At 47.0% G+C, this 22,334-nt stretch carries 15 protein-coding genes; 10 read left to right on the top strand and 5 right to left on the bottom strand.

Going from position 1 to position 22,334, the window contains the following annotated elements:
- Window positions 1-26: 26 nt before the first annotated feature.
- Window positions 27-1,418: a CehA/McbA family metallohydrolase gene (locus C9J01_RS13320; protein ID WP_146157079.1), complete on the top strand. Its 1,392-nt coding sequence runs from the start codon at window positions 27-29 to the stop codon at window positions 1,416-1,418.
- Window positions 1,419-1,473: 55 nt separating this feature from the next.
- Here C9J01_RS13320 and C9J01_RS13315 read toward each other — a convergent pair whose 3' ends face one another.
- From C9J01_RS13315 to motY, 3 genes are all read right to left on the bottom strand, one after another.
- Window positions 1,474-1,812 (bottom strand): hypothetical protein, encoded by a 339-nt coding sequence (locus C9J01_RS13315; RefSeq protein WP_237156966.1) that lies wholly within the window; start codon window positions 1,810-1,812, stop codon window positions 1,474-1,476.
- Between the two features lie 138 nt (window positions 1,813-1,950).
- On the bottom strand, window positions 1,951-2,274 hold the full coding sequence (locus C9J01_RS13310) for a hypothetical protein (RefSeq protein WP_107298637.1): 324 nt from the start codon (window positions 2,272-2,274) through the stop codon (window positions 1,951-1,953).
- A gap of 77 nt (window positions 2,275-2,351) precedes the next feature.
- Window positions 2,352-3,200: a flagellar protein MotY gene (gene motY / locus C9J01_RS13305; RefSeq protein WP_201797824.1), complete on the bottom strand. Its 849-nt coding sequence runs from the start codon at window positions 3,198-3,200 to the stop codon at window positions 2,352-2,354.
- A gap of 243 nt (window positions 3,201-3,443) precedes the next feature.
- Here motY and rnt point away from each other — a divergent pair, with 243 nt between their 5' ends.
- The 3 genes from rnt (at window position 3,444) to C9J01_RS13290 (ending at window position 8,192) form a co-directional block, all read left to right on the top strand.
- Window positions 3,444-4,112, top strand: a complete 669-nt coding sequence (gene rnt, locus C9J01_RS13300; RefSeq protein WP_107298687.1) for a ribonuclease T — start codon at window positions 3,444-3,446, stop codon at window positions 4,110-4,112.
- A gap of 413 nt (window positions 4,113-4,525) precedes the next feature.
- Window positions 4,526-5,746: an outer membrane protein transport protein gene (locus C9J01_RS13295; protein WP_419686913.1), complete on the top strand. Its 1,221-nt coding sequence runs from the start codon at window positions 4,526-4,528 to the stop codon at window positions 5,744-5,746.
- Between the two features lie 40 nt (window positions 5,747-5,786).
- Window positions 5,787-8,192: a VolA/Pla-1 family phospholipase gene (locus C9J01_RS13290; RefSeq protein ID WP_107298634.1), complete on the top strand. Its 2,406-nt coding sequence runs from the start codon at window positions 5,787-5,789 to the stop codon at window positions 8,190-8,192.
- Between the two features lie 95 nt (window positions 8,193-8,287).
- Here the strand turns inward: C9J01_RS13290 and C9J01_RS13285 are convergent, their stop codons facing one another.
- The gene (locus C9J01_RS13285; RefSeq protein ID WP_107298633.1) at window positions 8,288-8,893 is read right to left on the bottom strand and encodes a peroxiredoxin C; all 606 of its coding nucleotides are present in this window, start codon (window positions 8,891-8,893) and stop codon (window positions 8,288-8,290) included.
- A 316-nt stretch (window positions 8,894-9,209) separates the two neighbouring features.
- Here C9J01_RS13285 and C9J01_RS13280 point away from each other — a divergent pair, with 316 nt between their 5' ends.
- From C9J01_RS13280 to C9J01_RS13270, 3 genes are all read left to right on the top strand, one after another.
- Window positions 9,210-10,532: a Na+/H+ antiporter family protein gene (locus C9J01_RS13280; protein WP_107298632.1), complete on the top strand. Its 1,323-nt coding sequence runs from the start codon at window positions 9,210-9,212 to the stop codon at window positions 10,530-10,532.
- 156 nt (window positions 10,533-10,688) lie between these two features.
- Window positions 10,689-12,071 (top strand): response regulator, encoded by a 1,383-nt coding sequence (locus tag C9J01_RS13275; protein ID WP_107298631.1) that lies wholly within the window; start codon window positions 10,689-10,691, stop codon window positions 12,069-12,071.
- Window positions 12,072-12,199: 128 nt separating this feature from the next.
- The gene (locus C9J01_RS13270) at window positions 12,200-16,468 is read left to right on the top strand and encodes a transporter substrate-binding domain-containing protein (RefSeq protein WP_158264540.1); all 4,269 of its coding nucleotides are present in this window, start codon (window positions 12,200-12,202) and stop codon (window positions 16,466-16,468) included.
- 167 nt (window positions 16,469-16,635) lie between these two features.
- Here C9J01_RS13270 and C9J01_RS13265 read toward each other — a convergent pair whose 3' ends face one another.
- On the bottom strand, window positions 16,636-16,974 hold the full coding sequence (locus tag C9J01_RS13265) for a Grx4 family monothiol glutaredoxin (RefSeq protein ID WP_107298629.1): 339 nt from the start codon (window positions 16,972-16,974) through the stop codon (window positions 16,636-16,638).
- A gap of 298 nt (window positions 16,975-17,272) precedes the next feature.
- Between C9J01_RS13265 and sodB the strand changes: the two genes are divergently transcribed.
- The 3 genes from sodB to C9J01_RS13250 all read left to right on the top strand — a co-directional run bounded on the left by sodB (window position 17,273) and on the right by C9J01_RS13250 (window position 22,302).
- Window positions 17,273-17,857 carry a superoxide dismutase [Fe] gene (sodB, locus tag C9J01_RS13260; RefSeq protein ID WP_107298628.1) on the top strand — a complete coding sequence of 195 codons (585 nt, stop codon included), beginning with the start codon at window positions 17,273-17,275 and terminating at the stop codon, window positions 17,855-17,857.
- 249 nt (window positions 17,858-18,106) lie between these two features.
- A complete protein-coding gene (locus C9J01_RS13255) occupies window positions 18,107-19,213 on the top strand; it encodes an efflux RND transporter periplasmic adaptor subunit (RefSeq protein WP_237156965.1) in 1,107 nt (368 codons plus the stop codon).
- Window positions 19,213-22,302, top strand: coding sequence for an efflux RND transporter permease subunit (locus tag C9J01_RS13250; RefSeq protein ID WP_107298627.1), 3,090 nt, complete (start codon window positions 19,213-19,215; stop codon window positions 22,300-22,302). The genes C9J01_RS13255 and C9J01_RS13250 overlap by 1 nt, the downstream gene beginning before the upstream one ends.
- Window positions 22,303-22,334: the final 32 nt, after the last annotated feature.

Here is a 22,334-nt window from a genome sequence, read left to right as displayed (position 1 = left end):
AATATTGAAGATTGATGGACCACCTTATGAATACCGTGACAGCACCGGCCCTACCTCTCACCGTTGACGTTCGATTCAGTGCCCCTGAAACGATCAGGAACAACCTCGGGCCATTTGCCCCAAAATCGATGGCCTACCGGTTTTATGCCAAAGCCGGACACCCGTTAAATATCGAATTGATTGAAGTTCCGTTTGAGCATGTGCTTGTCAGCCTGTATAGCCCATCGGGCCAGTTTACCTGTGCAATCACCTTCAAATCTAAATTGGCGCATTTTCATTTGCCTGTGTTAGAAGAGACTGGGGAATGGGAAATGGTATTTTCCCATTTCCACCCGCTCAGCGGGTATGGCAGGGTGTCACTCCATCAAGCAGGTATCCATGCTGACAGTTTCAATATGGCATTTGATTTCAGCAGTTCCCCCGGCGCAGTGAAGAGCAGCGCGCCCAAATGGCACAAAGGGGATTTTCATATGCACACCTATGTGTCTGATGGCAACGAATCACTGGAGCACCTTGACGAACTGTGTCGCCAAGGTGGCCTTGATTTCTATACAATCACCGATCATAACCTTGTAGTTCGATCTTTACGTGATGACCAGCAGCCGACCTACTCCACCGAACTCACGCTAGATGATAACGGCCATATCAATTTCATCGGCCTAACAGAGCCACTGGATATCCACTCAATTACCAAAGGTGCTAGCACCGTCCATGAAAGTGTTGAGCTGTGCATCAAGGCGGCAAAACAACAAGGCGCGCTCATCTCACTCAACCATCCGTTCAACCCCCACACCGGCGCCAGATACAACTTTGATTTATCTCTGTTCGACACGATGGAAGTCTGCCGCCCCTATCGTGAAGATAAAATAAGTATTGATGATGTCAGGAGCGTCAAAGCCTTCGATGTGCTTTGGAACAACGGTTACCGTATTTTTGCTGTTGGCGGCAGTGATTTTCATGCCAAGGCAAGATCAGAATATATCCGTCCCGGCAAACCCATCACCCACTTTTGGGCAAATTCCAAGAGTCCCTCTTCGGTAAAACAAGCACTTAAACACGGAAACAGTTTTATAACCAAAGAGTGTGAGGTTGAGTACCAGCTAACGGAGATGCACTCTGGTAAGCCTCTGATGTGGGGGGAAGATGTTAAAGCCAATACCACGATACAATTCAATGGTGCCTGTCCGATAAGCCTGAGCTGGCAGCTTTTGCTCAACGGCAAGGTTGTCGACAAGGTTGAGAACCAAGAGGCAGGGTTTACCCTGACACTCTGTGAAGGTGACGTTGCCCGCATTGAGGCTCGCAATAGCGAAGGGAACCTGAAGGTATTCTTCAACCCGGTTTACAGCGGCCAACGTAAGCAGATGCCTCTTGATTGGCTATCACTGAAGCATCAAATAGAGTCTACCTACAGATAAAACAAACGCCCGCTAAAGCGGGCATTTTTCAGCTTAAACTAACTGTCATGGAGCTTTATTCGACTTTACCGAAGTATTCGGTGACTGTAGCCACATAGCTCTCATTGTCACTGGTTGGGTCGTTATACTCGATGGAATAGTAAGGCATGATGCTTTCTTTTAGTTTTTCAGCGATCTGCAATTCCAAGTTATCTGCACTCACTGTACTGACCACTTCATAGGTTTCAGCGCGGTTAAGGTCCATTTCTTTAGCCTGATCTAAAGTTATTCGCTGGGATTTCACCTCAGCGGCAAGCTCTTCGGAAATTTTTTCTGCGGTACTATCCACGACAACATCATTACTAGCGAATGCTGCGCTAGCTCCAAACAACATAATCCATAGGATATTTTTCATAGCCACCACCTTGCTTAGTTATTATTCCCAATAAATTTAGTCTGTTGTAAGCAAAGCCTTCGCTTCAAAAATAAGACTCATAGGTCGGTAAAAGGCATAAAAAAAGGTGGCTAAGCCACCTTTTTTCAACAAATTCAGCTACTCAACTTTATCGTAATAGCCTGTCACTATCGCTTGGTAATTGTTGTCATAACTCCGCGGCACCACATAGGCGACAGAGTAATATTCAATGTTTTTCTCTTTGAGCTTACTATCGACCAACTGATCTAATTTCGATTTTCCCGATACAGTGTAAACAGTAAAAGACTCAGCCCGGTTCAAGCCCATTGATTCAGCTTTCCCCGTACTAACCTCATAAGGCACACCATCGACTTTGGCCACGGGATCGCAGTCTTTAGCAAAACAGTCCTGAACAAACAAAGGAGAAGCCGCGAAAAGCGTAACATACAACAACGATTTCATATTGGACAACCTATGCTCGACTACACCCTATAAAGTTAGTCAAGTAATCCGTATTCGCGAACCTAACTTCACGTTGTCTAGATAATCGTGCGTCCTAGTGAAATGACCACCCGGCGGTTCTTATTACGGCCAATTGGTGTGCTGTTGTCCGCCACAGGCCGACGCTCACCATAAGCTTCAACCTGTATCCGGTCTTCCGGTAACCCCATTGCCATGAAATATTCCTCAAGGCGCTCTGCCCGGCGCTCAGACAATGCCTGGTTAGCTGTTTTACCACCTTGGCCATCGGTATAGGTCGCGACCAGAACCAAATCGACATCATCACTGTAGCGAACAAAATCAGAAATTTGGGCCAAACGCTGCTGCGAGGATTTATTCAGCTGATCACTGCCTTGATCGTAATGGAGAACCGTAAAGGCGATATCTTCGAAACTGTATGGCAATAAGTTATTCAGACACTGACTGAACTGATCATAAGCTGGTTGGAATGCAACCGATGACAGAGAAACATCGATACGTTTGTTTTGCTGCTGCCAGTCCTGGTAACTGAAAGTTGGATAACGTCCGGTTTCTAATTCAGACAACATCACCCAAGCAGTTTGTCCGCCGACATAGCCGTCGAATTGCTTGAAGAACGTTAAGTTAGTGATGCGCTGCGCCGCATCACCCGGCATCCAGCGTGGAGGCATCGAGACCAAGTTAACATTACGGGTCTCGCCCATCGGGCGGCGCATCTTCAGCTCAAAATCGAGGTTAATCTTCTTGCTGGCCTTGGAAGTAAACTGGGCTTCACCGTAGTTGGGGATAGTATGAAGCATCCTACACTCAAGCGGCGTATCAACAGCCACCTTCCACACCGACTGCGACGGTTGGGCAACATAAACAGGCGTTGCACTCGCAGCACTGGCCATCACCAAACCGAGCATTGATGCTAGTGCGCAAATATGAATATTCGAGATTGCCATGGTTCCACCCGTTGTTGCAGTCCTGCCCTTCACACTGCCTGCCAGTGCGTGAGAAATGTGGGGCTCGATATTGTATCGGAAATCGCCAGAAAAACTTTAATCACTCCTTTCTGTTGCACGATTTTACTACAGAACAGGGAAAGGTTTAGCTCATCGATCGAATCTGACATAATGGCCGACTATTTTACATTGATTTGCCGTTTTATGAGCCAAGATAACGAACTAAATACTTTGAAAAGTCGCTTTCGCGGCTACTTCCCAGTCGTCATTGACGTAGAAACTGCCGGCTTCAACTCCAAGACAGATGCATTGCTGGAAATCTGCGCAGTGACACTACAAATGGATGAAGAAGGCTGGCTGAAACCGGCAACGACACTGCATTTTCATGTCGCCCCGTTCGAGGGTGCGGTAATCCATAAAGAAGCGCTAGAGTTCAACGGCATTCGTGACCCGTTTAGCCCACTGCGTGGAGCGGTATCTGAAGAGGCCGCACTGAAGGAAATCTACAAGCAGATACGTAAAGAGCAAAAAGCGGCGGGTTGCTCTCGTGCCATCATGGTGGCCCATAACGCCAACTTCGACCACAGTTTTGTTATGGCTGCTTCCGAACGAGCAAAACTAAAGCGCAACCCCTTCCACCCCTTTGCTACCTTCGACACCGCAGCGTTGAGTGGTTTGGCATTCGGCCAAACCGTGTTAGCCAAAGCGTGTGCTACTGCCGGGATCGAATTTGACAACAAAGAAGCCCATTCTGCGCTATACGACACTGAAAGAACGGCTGAACTATTTTGTGAGATTGTTAACAAATGGAAAAAGTTAGGTGGTTGGCCGCTGGTAGAAAATCAAACAGAAGCTAGTACCGACACCGAATAATTCAAACAAAAACAACTCATCAGACCTCCGACCAAGCCTTTTAAATACGGGCTTGGTCACACTTCCATTCAAACACCCGACTTAAATTAATTGATTGTTTTAAACGCAGTCTAATTAAACATTGCTCAATTAGGCATTTTATTCAAAAACAATACGTTACACTAGGTTAACAATTCTAAATTCCGCTCGTATACTGCGCTGACTGTTTCATATTGTTTCAAGTGGTATCACCGCATGAACGATAACCCATGGCTATTTTATCGTTATTGCGCTTCCTTCGTGTGAACAAATTTGCTGTTCCCCTGTCGTTAAGGGCCCCTTCCGAAACCCCATGGTTCAGTAACACCTTTTTGCGTTTTTCATTCATGGATCGAAGAACAAGATGTAACCAACTCTAAAAGGCACGCATAATAATGACTAAGAAAATTACTCTAACGGCTCTCGCCGTATCCGCAGCGCTACTCAGTATCAATGCCCATTCCGCCGGTTTCCAAGTCAACGAGCATTCTGCCTCCGGCCTCGGGCGCGCATTCTCTGGGGAAGTAGCTGTTGCAGACAATGCATCAGTACTCGCTCGTAATCCAGCAGCGATGATGATGTTCGACCGCATGCAATTCTCTGGCGCAATTTCATACATTGACCCGCAAATCGATGTGACAGCACAAAGTAGTGGTGAAAAAGCTACCGATGTAGCACCAACTGCTATCGTACCTGCCGGGTACTTTATCCAACCGATTAACGAGAAATTCGCTTGGGGCTTGGCCATGTTTACCAATTATGGCTTTGCGACTGAATATCCATCGGATTTTACATACGGCCTAGATGCTGGTACTACCGATCTACTGACCCTAAATTTAAATCCAAACATTGCATATCGGATTAATGACAATTTCAGTATTGGCGCTGGCATCAATATGGTTTACGCCGATGCGGAGTTAATTCGTCATCAGGGCGGGTTAAACATGACTGATCCAAGTGCCAACTTATTAAAACTAGAAGGCGACACCATTGACTGGGGCTGGAACATTGGTTTTTTATATGAACTGAATGAAAACAACCGTTTTGGCCTAAGCTATCGATCGGAAGTAGAACTGAAATTCGATGGTGACTTCACAGACTATATTGGTGCATTTTTAGACAGTAAACAGCCAGGTACAGTCCCCGGCAAACTTAATGTCGTCACCCCTGCCATTGCCGAGATAGGAGGTTTCCATCAGTTAAACAACCAATGGGCGGTTCACTACGGTGTGCAATGGATCCAATGGAGCAAATTCGAAGAATTACGTGCCACAAGTGAACAATGTAAAAACAATGAGTGCCTGCTTAAAGAAGAAGACTTTGACGATAACTTTCGCTATTCCATTGGTGCAACCTATAACCTAAACCCTGACTGGACCCTTCGTGCCGGCTTTGCTTTCGATGAACAAGCAGGCAAATCAACCCTAAGTATCCCTGATACCGACCGTTACTGGTACTCAGCGGGCTTTACTTACAACTACAGTAGCCAGATGACGTTCGACTTTGGCTTTACCTACCTTTACGGCAAAAGCAATAGCTTCAAAGAAAGTGGCGAGACCTTCCATGCCGAAAATGATGCGTACCTAACCTCTGCGCAGATTAACTATATCTTCTGATTCCGGTAGGAAAACAAATTCCAGTTAAGGGAACACCATTATGAAAAAAAGTATTTTAGCACTTAGTATTGTAGCCTCGCTGTCAATAGCTGGCTGTGGCAATGACGCCAAAGTTGAAAATAAAGTCAGCTACGAAGATCATATAATCAAGAGCCTTCAGGCTGACACTCAATTAAAATTTGATGTATTAACAGCTCCAATCCTTCCTACTTTTATGGCAATGGATACCTTCGACGCCACACTATCCACCGATGGTAGTGTTGGTGATAGATTTTACTCAACCAATTTAAATGATCCAGCTACCGCCCTAGGTAAAACTGACGGCTGGAGTGTGTCGCAACCAATTGTAATCCCATTTAACGGAGAGCTAAATCTTATAAGTGCCCAAGGAGCTGTCTACCTAATAGAGACTACTAGCCCTTTAGAAGGCACTCCTTCTGTTGTCAAAATCCTGAGAAATGATACTTCTACACCAGACTTCTCTGTTATGACCCAAAATGGAAAATTAATAATATTTCCGAATAAGCCATTGAACCCTAAATCCGATTACATGTTTGCAGTTACCAACACTCTCGTTGATAGCAATGGTGAACCGGTTGGTATGTCTAATTCATATGCTGCCTTAAAAACAACAGTTAATCCACCAATTGAGGATTTAATTAAGCCACAAGGATTCACTCATATAATTGAAGATACTGTCGCCAAAGCTGAGGAGATAGACCCCACTTCTATCATTTACTCAAGTTGGTTTACTACCGGTTCAGTTGGCGATGTACTCGATACCACCAAAGCCGTCATCGCCGAAACTATTGGTACTGTTATAGCTGGCGGGAAGGTTGGAGATGTTTGGAAAGGGCAAGCAAATCCTAATAACTTAAACCTTGATTCACTTTACCAAGCTAGCATTACTCAAGTTGAAGACATTGAAACATTCTTCATTAATAATCCGTCATTAAAAGCTCTACTTGGTGATAATGAAGCCTTATTGAAAGGCCTCGCAGGTAAATATACATCCAATAATATTAAAGTTTATAAAGGAAATATTAACCTTCCTTATTACCTTGAAGACAACGTTAGTAATGAAGCTTGGAGAAAAACACCTTGGCAAAGTGCTGTACCTAGCCTAGCAAAAATAAAATATATCATGAGCGAAGGCTCTGATGTGGATAAAGCTGCTGTCTTGGAATCCTTGGATGGTATCGACATTACCAAGTTATTATCAGGTGACAGTAAAGAGTTCATTAAATTAATTGGGTTAAAAGTTATTCTTGCCGACGGCTCACAGTTAGATGAGGAGCGTGTCATTACCCAATATAGCCCTCTGCCGCAGATTAAAGCGGTAAAAGAAGTCCCATTCTTACTGATTGTCCCAAATGTTGCCAACCCGGGTGTTACTATTTACCAACATGGTATTACATCGGTAAAAGAAACTGCCTATTTATTTGGTGAGCAACATATTTCTGATGCCGCTTCACCTAAAGCCATCATTGCAATTGATCATCCGCTTCATGGTGAACGAGCATTATCAGACAAGATAATTACGACTCCAGAGACAGCAGATTATTACATGAACTTGGAGTACCTCAATGTTGCCCGTGACAATATCCGACAAAGCATCATTGATGGACTTAGCCTTCGCACTACTCTCGCTTTAATGAAGATTGCTGGTAAGGATGTATTTAAAGATTTAAATGTATTAGATATTGCTGACTTTAATATTAAATCAGATGTCAGCTTTTTTGGTCATTCTCTTGGAGCCATTACAGGTATTGGTACATACCGTTTAGGGAATGATCTAATCGGAGACCCTAAAGCTGATATCCTGTTCAACTTTACCTCCGGCGCATTTGCAAATCCAGGCGGTGGGATCCCTTACCTCCTGCTTGAGTCTGATACCTTTGGTCCGACTATCAAACATTCACTAATGATCGGCGCAAAAGAAAATACATACATAGCTGCTTGTGGCACGTCTGAAAATGGTGGCGCTTGCTTCACGACATTCTATGAAAGCTTAGATGATACAGCCAAAGAAAAAATTGATACCACATTCGCTGAATTCGCCTATGCAGCCCAGACAGTATTAGATACGGTGGACCCATATAACCTTGCAAGCGGTGTAAACGGTTCGGTCTATGTGATGCAAGCATATAAAGATAAAGTTATTCCAAACCAAACCTCTGAATTTGGTGTTATTGGTGGGACAGAACCACTCATTACTCAACTCGGGCTTGCTGATCTTAGTACATATAATGATGGAGAAGTTAGGCATGCGGCTCGTTTCAACTCGAATTCAAATGCAGAACATAGCTCAGTGATAGCCATTCAATCGAAAGATAGCGCACTTGCAACCAAAGAAGCGCAGCGCCAAGTAGCAACATTCTCTGCATATCAAGGTAAAGGAATAACTGTTCAAGATTCACACTTAATCGCACCTGAAACCCCTTAACTAACCTAAACCCAAAAAGGCTAGCCTCTCGGCTAGCCTTCTTTTTATCTCTACTCACTACCAAACTTTGCAGCAGTGAGCTAGCACAACAAACCTTATAGGTCTGCAGTGTGCTCAGACAGGTACGCGGCGACACCTTGTGGTGAAGCATCCATACCTTCTTTGCCTTTCTCCCACTGAGCTGGGCAAACTTCACCGTGTTCTTCGTGGAACTGCAGGGCATCAACCATACGTAGCATTTCGTCGATATTACGGCCTAGCGGCAGGTCATTGACAACCTGATGGCGAACCACACCTTCTTTATCAATCAGGAATGAACCACGGAAAGCAACACCCGCTTCTGGATGCTCAACATCATAAGCCTGGCAGATTTCATGCTTGGTATCAGCAATCAGCGGGTACTGAACCGGGCCAATACCACCGTCTTCAACCGCTGTATTACGCCATGCATTGTGCGAGAACTGGGAATCAATAGATACCCCGATCACCTCAACGCCCTTGGCCTGGAAGTCAGCGAAACGCTTGTCAAAGGCGATCAGTTCCGATGGGCATACAAAGGTGAAATCTAGCGGGTAGAAGAACAGCACAGCAGGCTTGCCCGCAATATGGCTGTGTAGGTTGAAGGCATCAACAATTTCACCGTTGCCAAGCACTGCAGCAGCAGTAAAGTCCGGGGCCGGGCGGCCAACTAGAACACTCATAACAAACTCCATGTTGTCGGCTGGGCTTAAATTTGTAGCATAAAACTCAGCCAAGATAAGATCACGCAGTAATACCTATGTACTACTGCCGAATATTCATACCAAAATGACGAAAACCAGTATAGACAGGGTTATGTAACAAGGCTTAGACATGCAGCACAATAAAAGAAAATTCCTTCACTACATGAATTTTTATTCTACATGTTGTAAATTGATTTCCTTTGAGCAAAGCAGCCAAAACAAATAAGAAACATTGCACATAAGGTGCAAGCTTCAAGCAATTCACGACATAACACAATGGACGGATCTTAAGTTTATGAACCCAGTAGTTATATCGGTATGCGTTATGCTTTTACTCGCATTAATGCGAGTAAACGTTGTAGTAGCGCTTACCTTCAGTGCCATTATTGGTGGCCTGATTGGCGGGATGCCACTTTCGGAAACCATTTCAGCTTTCGAAGGCGGTTTGGGTGGCGGTGCCACCACGGCATTGAGCTATGCCATGCTAGGTACGTTTGCCGTAGCAATTTCACGCTCAGGCATTACTGATGTCCTGGCACAAAAAGTGATCAAGCGTATCAGCGGCCATGACAATGCAGCCGCTGCCACGGGCGTAAAGTATTCTGTTTTAATCATTCTTGTGCTTCTAGCCATTTCTTCTCAGAATGCGATCCCGGTTCACATTGCATTTATCCCAATTGTGATCCCGCCCCTGCTTCACGTTTTCGCCAAGCTAAAAATTGACCGCCGTCTGATTGCCTGTGTGCTGACATTCGGTCTGGTAACACCATACATGGTTCTGCCTGTTGGCTTCGGTGGTATTTTCCTTAACAACATCCTTCTGAAGAACCTGCACGACAACGGCCTTGACGTGACGGCAGGCCAAGTACCGGTTGCTATGATGCTGCCTGCGCTAGGCATGATCTTCGGTTTACTGGTGGCGACTTTCTTCTCCTACCGCAAGCCTCGTGAATACTCAGAAGAGAAAATTCTTGCTTCTGAGCCTGAACACAAAACAATCAACTTGCAGCACGTCTACATTGCTGTGGGTGCTATCGTAGCGGCACTGGGTGCTCAGCTGTACAGCGGCTCGATGATTGTCGGCGGACTGATCGGCTTCATGGTCTTCACCTTCGGTGGCGTGATCAAGTGGAAGGAAACCCATGATGTATTCACCAAAGGTGTGCACATGATGGCGATGATTGGCTTTATCATGATTGCGGCGGCGGGTTTTGCCTCAGTGATGAAAGCAACAGGCGGCGTTGAGACGCTGGTTAACTCACTGGCCGATATCATTGGTGATAACAAGCCACTCGCGTCTCTGTTGATGTTGGTTGTGGGCCTGCTCGTAACTATGGGTATCGGTTCTTCGTTCTCGACTATCCCAATTCTTGCAACAATTTATGTACCGCTATGCCTGACGTTCGGTTTCTCCCCGCTAGCCACTGTTGCTCTAGTGGGTACTGCAGCCGCACTCGGTGATGCAGGTTCACCAGCCTCTGACTCTACATTGGGCCCAACAGCGGGCTTGAATGCAGACGGACAGCACGAGCACGTGTGGGATTCTGTTGTACCAACGTTTATCCACTATAACCTGCCGTTGATTGCCTTCGGCTGGATTGCCTCTATGGTGCTTTAATACAGAATTAAACAGGTATTAGGCCCTCAGTCTGAATAGGCCAGCCGGTTAACCGGCTGGCCTTTTTTTCGCCCAATAACCCTAACCAAATTAAATGGTTATTTAGACATTTTCTGTTCTATAGTTATTCAAGGTGTTTTATATCACGGATGATATATGGACAGGATCGCGCAATCTTCTTTTCTTATCATTGATGACAGCAACATCATTCAAAGTGCTACCCGTGCATTGCTCATGAAGTTAGGTGTGCCGATGAACAACATCATCAGTACCGCGAATGCCAAAGGTGCAGTGCAGGCCTGCAGCAAACGTAAGTTCGATATTATTCTCATCGACCATAACCTGGGCACAGGCAGTACAGGCTTGCAGCTACTTGAATACCTCCATTTTAAAAACTTACTCTCCCGCCGGGCATTGGTTTTTATCGTGACGGGTAATGACAGCCAAGAGGTTTTCTTTGGCTATTCGCAACATGAACCTGACGGTTACCTGATAAAACCCATCCGCTCAGAAGACATTATCAAGCGCGTTACTGCCGGTTTGCAGAAACGGGAGTACTGCGACATATTGCATCAGGCTTATACCAACAATGGGCTTCCAAGTGTAAAGCCGCTATTTGCCAAAGCACCAGATACTGCCGCATTAAAAGGAGGCATCTTGTATGTGGCTGATTTGCTGACCGAGCAGCAGCAATATGAAGAAGCCCAAGCTATGCTGGCCGGCTTGCTGCAGGTCCACGATGTACTGCAAGCCAAAGTGAAACAAACCGAAATACTGGTTGCGCAGAAAAACTATCAACAAGCTTTAGAACAAGTAAACAAGTTAATCCGTTTCAACCCGTTCAATGTCCGCTTGCTCAAACTAAAAACGACTATCTGTACCTTTACCGAACAATGGGAGGAAGCCGAAGAGTCTATTCTTCAGCATATTCAGTTACACAGCGGCAATATCGAGCAAACCCTGACCCTCGCCTGGGTTCACCTTATTCACCTCGATTTGGAAAAAGCGATCCCTCAGCTTATTAAAACGGCGCAACTGCTGCCCCATTCAATGTGGGATACGCCAGGGCGCCGGGGCATGATTCTGTTTGCCGACCTGATGGCACTCCAGCGCAAAAACGATAGTAGCGCCTTAAAGAACTGGCGACTAGATGGTGCTTGGAGCCGTCTGTGTAATGATCCAAAAAGTCGGTTGCGGGGAAAAGGCCCTCAAAAAGCACTCTTGGCGATCCAAGCCTTACTTAATGAGGATAACGATAAAGCTCAGCATATCCTTACCTTGGTTGAAGATAAGGAAGTCGTCGATTTCGAAACCATTTATCTCCTTTGTTGGGCGTATAGCCGGTTGGGGGATAAAAACAACTTTTCTCGTTACCAACAACTTAGCGAAAAAACTCAAGCACCCGTTAGTGAAGGCTTAGCCAACCTTCAAGATATTGCTTTGAATGGCTTATATGAAGCCAACCAAAACCAAAAGAACACGGTTGATAGCAATACGGAAAAACCTAAAGGCAGCATTGTGCTCGACGAAACCAATTAGGTGTACGCTTAGCCCATAACCCGCGAGCTTATGCTCATTTCTTTACAAGGAAGTAAAGTATGCAGCCCAGAACATTGGCGAGATATTTTTCTTTTTTCCTCCTAGCCTGTTGGGTGGCCTTAACCTCCTTGAGTACAGTCGCTAGCCAAGAACCAACCATCCCCCAAAAAACTCAGGTCAGGGTTGGCTTTCCTGGCTTCAACCTTCCCCCCTATATTTTTGTCAGCCCCGCCTTGGAGCAAAACATCACGGCGGAAGGATACGTAGCCTCACCAGATAGTTACAGCGGGCTTCTCATGGATGTCCTCAAACAGGTCTCCCACCATGCTGAATTTGACTATCAGGTGGTGTTTTACCCAACGTTTGAAGAAGTCACCAATGCGTTTAAAGCGGGAGAGCTTGATTTACTGGCTGGGGTTACCTCAACGTCCAACCGGCAAGGCTACATGTCGTTCAGTGAGCCGATTTTTTCCTTGCGTCGTGGTGTAGTTACGCTCAATAAGCCAATCAACCATTACCAAGAGCTCGACAGCGAGGTCATCGCTATCGAACAAGGGTTTGCGCTGCAAGAACTGTTACCCACTATTCTACCTTGGGCCCAACTTCGCCCTGTGCCAGACAGTCAAGTCGCGATAAACAGCATCTTAGAGCAACAGGCCAAGGGGTATATTGGGGATGCGGTTGTTTTGTCTAATCTCATCAAGCAACTGGGCGACTCTCAGCTAACTTTATCAATCTTGCCGGATTTACCCACTAACCACCTGCATTTTTCTACCCCAAAAGGCAAACACCGGCTTCTCAACAGGATCAACTTTGCCTTGGAAGACATTAAAGCTGGCAGTATTAAATCTATCTATAACCAATGGCTAACACCTGACCAACTCAATATGTTTGCTCAATATGGGCACCTCAATTTGAGCCAAGAGGAAAGAAGTTGGCTCGAAGCTAACCCTACTATCACTGTTGGCGTGCATCGCGACTGGGCGCCTTATGATTTCATCAGCGAACAGTCCCATCACTCTGGCCTCACTGCCGACCTACTGAAGATTATTGCCAATGAGCTGGGCGTGAAGTTTGAAGTCGTATCAAAACCCTCATACGAAGCGTTGCGCGAAGCATTTATCAATGGCGATATCATGATGTTATCGGCTTTAACGGAAACCCCAGAAGACGCGCTACAAATGCACTTCTCGGCGCCCTATGTCAATGAACCCTGGGTCCTGTTTGGCAACGCTGATCCCGCACTCACCCAATTACTCAGCCAGGGAACAAGCCAAGTAGGAACAATCAGTGGCACAGCAGGAGAGAGTTTACTCGCAACACTCTGTCTAGATTGTGAAATGCAGTCGTTCCCCGACCAAGATTCCGCTTTTCGGGCACTGCAATCCAAACAGGTCGATCAGGTCCTCACTTCACTCCATCATGCTTCCCCACTGCTGCAAAGTGACTACATCGGCCAGTTCCGTATGCAGGGTCAGATCTTGCCGGATAACTTGTTGCCGCTGAGTTTTGCAATCAATTACCGCCACCCTATTTTATTAAATATCATCAACAAGGCTCTGGCTTCTATTCCATCAGAGGAATACTCAAGGCTCGAACACCAATGGCTCACCTTCGACTACCAAGAAGGTTTAGCACCGCTTGAAGTCGCTAAGTGGGCAGGGTTGATTTCAACCTTGGGTATCGTGGTCATTGCCAGCATTATTGGCTGGAACCGGAAAATGGCCAAAGAGATCCTGCAGCGTAAAGCTGCAGAGCTAAGGGCAAAAAAAGCGGAGCAACGACTCCAGCACCTTGCCGATAATCTTGACGGGATTGTGCTGCAACATATCCAGCCAGATCCCGCCAAGCCACTACAGTTCCAGTTCACCTTTGTCAGTGCAAGCATCAACGAACTATTGCAGGTCTCTGCCGAACAGCTATTTCGTTCACCAGAAACGCTGCTTGATAAAATGGCAATTGAAAATATCCAAGAGCTAGAGCAAAGCATGCTCAACGCCTGCCAGCAGGGACACTGGGATCATGAGCAAGCCATTGCGAGTTCTAGCCCTACACCGATGTGGGTGCAATTCAAAAGCCGAATTACTCCGCATGAGGAGAAGGGTTTCTATTGGAATACCGTCATCACCGATATCTCATTGCTCAAACAGCAGCAATTGGCCTTAGATACTGCAAGGCAAAAAGCTGAAAGTGCAACAGAGGCAAAATCTCATTTCCTCGCTACCATCAGCCATGAAGTACGGACACCTATCAGCGGGATCCTCGGCCTGCTTGAACTGATGGCTGACCAGCAACTCAATGAAGAAACCAAGAACCTGCATGGCGGCCTGACCCAATCCGCCCGAAATATGCTCCATATCGTCAATGACGTGCTGGACTTTTCCAAAATTGAAGCCGGCAAGTTGGATCTCAACCCTGAACAGGTTGAGCTAGGTACTGTACTGGCGCGGATCATCCAACCCCAATCCATCCATGCCCAGCAAAAGTCGTTGGCATTCCACTATTGGCAAGATCCACGGTTGGCCCAATGCCACTTAGTCGATGACATTCGCCTACAGCAAATTCTCAATAACTTCCTCAACAATGCGATTAAGTTTACCCAACAAGGGACAATTTCTCTTGCGGTAGACATCATGGCAACCAAAGAAGAGTTTGCTGGGCAGGACTGCCAGCGTATCCGTTTCAGTGTCAAAGACACCGGTATTGGCATACCCAAAGACAAACAACTGGCGCTATTCCAGCCATTTGCCCAAGCAGATCAAACCACCAGCCGGCGATTTGGCGGTACTGGGCTGGGCTTAGCCATCGCCCACAAGCTGATTGAGCAGATGAATGGCACGGTTGCGCTGAGTAGTGAGGAAGGTAAAGGGAGTACCTTTAGTATCACCCTGCCGCTGCCAGTTTTAAGCCACGAACAAGGTACATCAGTACCCGCCTTCCATACCCAGACAGCAAACGTATTTGGTTACTTTATCCAGCGGGAAGAGCTTTGCCGCTACCTAGAACACTTAGGGTTATCAACTGAACTTACAACACTGGATAACCCGTCGACGGTTTGCAACAAGATCGCTCGAGTTAAGCCTGACTTTGCTTTCTTGACTCTGTCGTTGTGGCAACAACTCAAACTGCCAACCACTTGGTTTGAGCAAAATGCACCAACGACCAAGGTGATCATCATTAATCAAAATCCGATGCTATCGCCAGAGCCTATGGATGAACACTGGTGCTTGTCAGTCAATCCTCTGTTCCCAGATAACTTGCGCCATGTGATGACCCAGCGGGTGGCCCCTTTAGTCCAACACCTAGAGTCACCGGTAACGCAAGTTGTCATGGAGAGTCGTGAACACGCCGAGATGTCAGGGCGATTGATTTTAGTCGCCGAAGATCACCCTATAAATCAGCAAGTGATTGGCAAGCAATTGGAGAAATTGGGTGTAGTGGCCGATATTGTCGACAACGGCGTACAAGCCTTGCAGGCGTTAGAACAAAACCGTTACGGCTTACTGCTTTCAGATTGCCACATGCCAGAAATGGATGGCTATACGCTGGCGACTACAGTACGACAAAAGGAACAGCATGCCCGGGAGCTCTACACTCAGTTTGAGCAATACGATGAAAGTAACGAGCAAAGGGCAGCAAGACTGGCTTCAACGGTGGGCTCAAGCTTTGCTCATTCTTGCCTTGCGGAGGGGTTGCCAATCATAGCCCTCACCGCGAATGCCGTTCAGGGAGAAGATGGACGCTGCTTTGCTGCAGGAATGAGTGACTTTATCGTCAAACCTGTTTCCATCGAGCAGTTAAGCACCCTGATTGAGAAATGGCTTCCACCCAAAACAGCTGAAACCAAACTTCATCCCACTCTAGAAACAGAGGCAACAATAAACACTGACTCAGACATCCTAGCTGATGACTTTGGTGCCTTGTTTGGTGGTATCACTGCAAGCCTTGATACAGCTGAAGAAAATACAGAAGAGCCCAATGAATTAATTAGCTTTGCCTACGATGGCCTAGAGATTAACAGTGAAAGTGAAACAAACAACAAACTCGGGGAGCAGCAAGGCACCAATAGCCCCAGAAAGCCAAGCGGTGCCGATTACTTGTTTGATCGAGAAAAGCTAGTAGCCATGTTCGATGACCACGCATTAACAGAACAGTTGATAGTAGAGTTCAAGGAGACGCATCACCGTGACCTGCAATTACTTGAGACAGCCCTAGCACAACACGATCAATTACAGGTTGCCGATATCGCCCATAGGATGAAGGGGGCATCCAAAATGCTGGAATGCGAAGCGCTGGCCCAGCTACTGGCAGAAATTGAACGTTATGCCTCTGCTGAAAATATCGAGCAAGCCCTGTCGGCGATAGACGAGCTCAGAACCTTAAGTGAGCATTTGTAGACTCTTCTGTGCGCGGGGCACTCAACTCATGCGCTTAGCGCTAGAAATCAGCCTGATCCGCCGATACAAAAACACCTCGAGAAATTGTCTTTCCCGAGGTGTTTTGCGAATACCGTTAGTAATGCTTGGTGTTAACCTGCCTACCAAATCACTATTCGTTCAACAGATTATTCTGCTGCTTCACCGTCACGGCGCTCAGCGGCTTCTTTGATCAATGGCTGAAGTTCGCCTTTCTGGAACATCTCGATGATGATGTCACAGCCACCGATTAGCTCACCTTCAATCCATAGCTGAGGGAAAGTCGGCCATTGCGCGTAGGCTGGAAGCTCAGCGCGGATATCAGGGTTTTGCAGGATATCGACATAAGCAAACTTTTCACCACATGCCATTAGTGCTTGTGCTGCCTGAGAAGAAAAACCACAGCTTGGCAGTTTTGGTGAGCCTTTCATGTACAACAGGATTGCGTTTTCAGAAATCTGTTGTTTAATTTTGTCGATGGTTTCCATAGCTTCCTCTTACGACTTTGCTTTATAAGTTGACTATCACAGACATCATTCTACTTGGTCACGCGCAGGAAAAAAATGCCTAAAGAAAGTAAGGATATTATTTTTCACCTCTTTTTGCCTTTCAGATCTTTTAATAAAGAAAAAACTTGCTAAAATGATTTCACCGTCACAATTTAGACCTATACCTCACGGTATAGTAATCCGGTGACAATAGTCAGTTTCAAATAATAAGTTGGCCCTAGCCGACTGGAAGCAATGTCAAGGGAAACGCCCCTTAACCAAAATGGAGAATCGAGCAATGGCATTCGAACTACCAGCTCTACCTTACGAAAAAAATGCTCTTGAGCCACACATCTCTCAGGAAACTCTTGAGTACCACCACGGCAAACACCACAACACTTACGTGGTTAAGCTAAACGGTCTTATCGAAGGTACTGAGCTAGAAGAAAAATCACTAGAAGAAATCGTTAAGACTTCAACTGGTGGCGTATTCAACAATGCAGCTCAGATCTGGAACCACACTTTCTACTGGCACTGCCTAGCACCAAACGCTGGCGGCGAACCAACAGGTGAAGTAGCTGAAGCTATCAACGCAGCTTTCGGCTCTTTCGACGCGTTCAAAGCGAAGTTCACTGATTCTGCAATCAACAACTTCGGTTCTTCTTGGACTTGGCTTGTTAAGAAAGCTGACGGCTCTCTAGACATCGTTAACACGTCTAACGCAGCGACTCCACTAACTGAAGAAGGTGTTACTCCTCTTCTAACTGTTGACCTGTGGGAACACGCTTACTACATCGATTACCGTAACCTACGTCCAGACTACATGAACGGTTTCTGGGCTCTAGTTAACTGGGACTTCGTTGCGAAGAACCTAGCTGCTTAATCGAGCTTTAATTCCCCTCTATTTCACCATCAAATGATGTTGAGATAAGAATGAAACGTCTGCTTTGGCAGGCGTTTTTTTTCGCCTCTAGCTTTTAGTCTTACCACTGAATTGCCTTTCTGAGCCATTCTAAAAAGCCATAAAAAATATAAAATATAGGTATTTCATAGGCTTGATTGACGCTTTTCTGACAATTCCATGAACAGATGAAAGTAAAAATGCGGGAGTATTCAGCAAGAAGATACTCCTATGACCAGATATTCAGCCTGCAAGACGATTGCCACTTCTTTCCTTTGCCTAGCCCCCGCGATGGTGATGGCCAATGATGTTGAGCCCTCAGCGATTCCGGTTACCGTGGAGCCTGTGTCCACCCGAAGCATTGCCCAGAAGATAGAGGAAGTAGGCAAAATCACCGCACTTGATAACGCCAACCTGACTTTCAGTGCCGGTGCCAAAATTGAAAAGATCGCCTTCAACGATGGCGATGCCGTTAAAAAAGGTGACGTCATCGCTGAACTCGACAGCACCAAAGCCAAAGCGGATCTGGATAAAGCCCGCAGTACCCTCAACTTGGCTAAGACCAAATTACAGCGTACCCGTGACCTACTCGCCAAACAACCAGACGCCCTATCACCGCAGGACATGGACGAGCTTCAGGAGGAAGTTAATTTAGCGGCCGCTGACTTCCGTCAACAAGAAGCAACCTTGAAAGACTACACCATTGTTGCTCCTTTCGATGGCAGACTGACGACATTTACCCATTCCATCGGTAGCCATATTGATGCCTCAACCGCGTTGGTCAGCTTGTATAAGCTAGACCCTGTCAATGTCACCTATGCCATTAGCCAAGAAGATCTTGGCATGGCGCAGATTGGTCAGACAGTGAATGTTTCCGTTTCTGCGTTTCCTGAGCAAACCTTTACTGGCGAAGTGAACTACATTGCCCCAGCGGTCGATGAAAGCTCAGGCCGAGTCGAGGTCCATGCCACCATCGAGAACCAAGAACTGGTGCTTGCGCCAGGTATGTTTGCCAATGTCAGCCAGCAACTACAAAGGGGCAAGGCACAATTGGTTGTCCCGCAGAATGCTGTCCTCGCCAACAATGAGCAGCGCTACCTATGGGTTGTTGAAGGCAGCCAGCCACAGCGCCGACAGGTCGAGCTGGGCGCCAACACCAATGATGGCTACGTCATTATTAAGCAAGGCCTAAAGAAAGGGGAACACGTGGTGATCACCGGCCAGCAAAAGCTAACGGATGAGAGCACTGTCAATGTTCTCTCCTCCCAACAGCCTGAAAAAGCGCTATCAAAAGCGAATGACAACGCCGCAAACGTGACAAATAAGGAGGCAGGATAATGCGCTTGCCTGAAGTCTGTATCCGCCACCCCGTTTTTGCTTCTGTATTGAGTATTGCCGTTGTGCTTCTGGGGATCTTGTCATTCCAAAAGCTAGCTATCCAATACTTCCCAGAGCATCAGACAGCCACGGCAACCGTCAGTGCCAATATCACAGGTGCCAGCGCCGAGTTCATGTCGCGAAATGTCGCCGATAAACTTATCGACGCCGCAACCGGGCTTGATAGCGTCGACACCATGACCACCGACTGTGTCGAGGGCAGCTGTACCCTGAAAATCAACTTCAGCGACGATGTTGATGATGTTGAGTACACCAACCTGATGAACAAATTACGCAGCAGTGTTGAGGCGATTGGTGATTTTCCGCCGAGTATGACTGACAAGCCGACAGTAACGGATAACTCATCAGACACCAGCACCACCAGTAATGTCATCACCTTCGTCAATACCGGTGGCCTTGAGCAGCAGGAGATGTATGACTACATCAGCCAGCAACTTGTACCGCAATTTCGTCACATTCAAGGTGTAGGCAGTGTGTGGGGCCCGTATGGTGGCTCATCAAAAGCGGTAAGAGTGTGGCTTAAGCCGGAGCGCATGAAAGCGCTTAACATCAAAACCGCTGATGTCGTTGGCACATTGAGTACTTACAACAGTACCTTCACTGCCGGTACCATCAAAGGTGAAGCTCGGGACTTTTCTATCAACCCAGTTAGCCAGGTGACTTCATTGCAAGATGTGCAAGATCTCGTCATCCGGGTTGATAATGGCCAGATCATTCGGGTCAAAGATATTGCCGATGTTGTCATGGGTGAAGAAAGCCTGACCCCAAGTTTGCTTACCGTCAATGGTAACCAGGCCATGTCACTGCAGGTTCTGCCACTCAAAACGGAAAATCCCGTTATCGTCGCCGATAGGGTTAAAGCCGCTATAGAATCTATGCAAACTAAGCTCCCTGATGGGATCGAGATGAAGATGGTTTACAACCAAGCCGACTTCATCGAATCAGCCATCGATGAGGGGTTTGCGACCTTGGTGGAGGCCATTGTCTTGGTTTCCATTGTGGTCATGCTTTTCCTTGGCTCGTTTCGGGTTGCCTCGGTACCGATTATCACCATCCCAGTGTGCGTGATCGGTGTATTTTCGGTTATGGTACTGCTTGGATTTAGTATCAATGTCCTGACAATCCTTGCGATTATCCTTGCAATCGGATTGGTGGTCGATGATGCGATTGTGGTGGTAGAGAACTGCTATCGCCATATAGAACAAGGCGAAACACCATTTAACGCTGCATTGAAAGGCAGCAAAGAGATCATCTTCCCGGTGATTGCCATGACACTCACCCTAGCCGTTGTGTATCTGCCTATCGGGTTGATGTCTGGGCTAACGGCTGATCTGTTTCGTCAATTTGCTTTTACCCTAGCAGCGGCAGTGATCATCTCCGGCATGGTGGCCCTCACCTTATCCCCGATGATGAGCGCTTACTTGATTAAGCCTGTTAACCAGCACCCGAAGTGGTTTGCCCGTGTTGACCACCAGCTCAACCGCTTAGCCGACAGATACACGCTTGAGCTTGAGAAATGGTTCAACCGCAAAGCCGTTATGGCTGGATTATCATGTCTTCTATTAGTACTTTCAGGGTTTGCCTTCATCAAAATACCGCAAGTACTGCTACCAACTGAAGACTCTGGTTTCATCGAAGTCACATCAACCGCACCGACCGGTGTGGGCCGCCAGTACCACCTATCGCATAATGATGAACTCAACAGCGCCATGGCAGGCCAAAAGGCTATCGAAGCCAACTTGTCTTACATTGAAGGTACGCCAACCAACCATGTATTGCTCAAACCTTGGGGTGAACGTCAGCAAACAGCAGATGAGGTTATCGCCAGCCTCACGGAAAAGGCTAGCCGTACCGTTTCAGCCTACGACATGTCATTTGCCGTCCGCTCTGCAGATAACCTTGGCATCGCAACGAACCTAGTATTGGAGTTGACGACTGTCGATCGTGATACTGACAGCTTGGCTAAAACAGCAGAGAAAGTAACCACCCTGCTTGAGCAGTATCCGGGGGTGACTAACGTCAAGAACTCAACCCTTCGTGATCAGTTAACCTATGATTTGGAAATTGACCGTAACGCGATCATTTTATCAGGGGTGAATTACAGCGATGTCACTAATGCCCTATCGACCTTCCTCGGTTCAGTCAAAGCGGCAGACTTGCAGGCCGATGATGGTTTCACGTATCCAATCCAAGTACAGGTTAACCGCCATGATCTCGGCAGTTTTAACGTACTCGATAAGCTTTATGTAAGCTCAGACTCAGGCCAGAGCCTGCCGCTGTCGCAGTTTGTCACTATCAAGCAGACGACAGCAGAATCGAGCTTTAAAACGTTCATGGGGAAAGACAGTGCTGAAATCACCGCAGACTTAATGCCGGGCTATACGGCCAGTGATATCAAAGCTTACATCGACCAAGAAGTCCCATCACTGCTAAATAGTGCCCAGGACTACGCCTTCAACGGCACGGTCAAGCTATTGGATGATTCGCAGGCTGGTACCCAACTACTCTTCTTGCTGGCTCTGATCTTTGTTTACCTGATCCTAGCTGCACAGTTCGAGAGCTTCATCGACCCACTGGTCATTATGCTGACAGTTCCTTTATGTATTGTCGGTGCACTGTTGACCCTGGCGATGTTTGACCAAAGCCTGAATATCTACTCGAAGATCGGCTTGCTGACACTGGTAGGCTTAGTCACCAAACACGGTATCTTGCTGGTTGAGTTTGCCAACGAGCAGCGCCGTCAGGGTGCAACCGCCATTAAAGCCGCGCTGGAAAGTGCCCGCTCTCGTCTGCGACCGATTTTGATGACCTCGCTAACGATGATCCTCGGCTCGTTGCCTTTGGCCTTTGCCGACGGCCCTGGTTCTCTGGGCCGGGTGAACATCGGTCTGGTACTGGTAGGCGGCTTGGTCGCAGGTACGTTCTTCTCACTCTTCGTGGTACCCGTTGCCTATGTGGCAATGGCCAAGTTGAAAGAGAAAGATGTTCTGGCGATTTGGCGCCGTCACCGCCAGGCACCAGCAAGCTAGCAATCCCATCAATAAAAAAGGCCTGCATCAGC

Origin of the sequence: Photobacterium rosenbergii (assembly GCF_003026455.1) — a bacterium.
GTDB lineage: Bacteria > Pseudomonadota > Gammaproteobacteria > Enterobacterales > Vibrionaceae > Photobacterium > Photobacterium rosenbergii.
The sequence above is the reverse complement of the archived record's forward strand: the minus strand, read 5'-3'. Positions and strand labels throughout refer to the sequence as shown.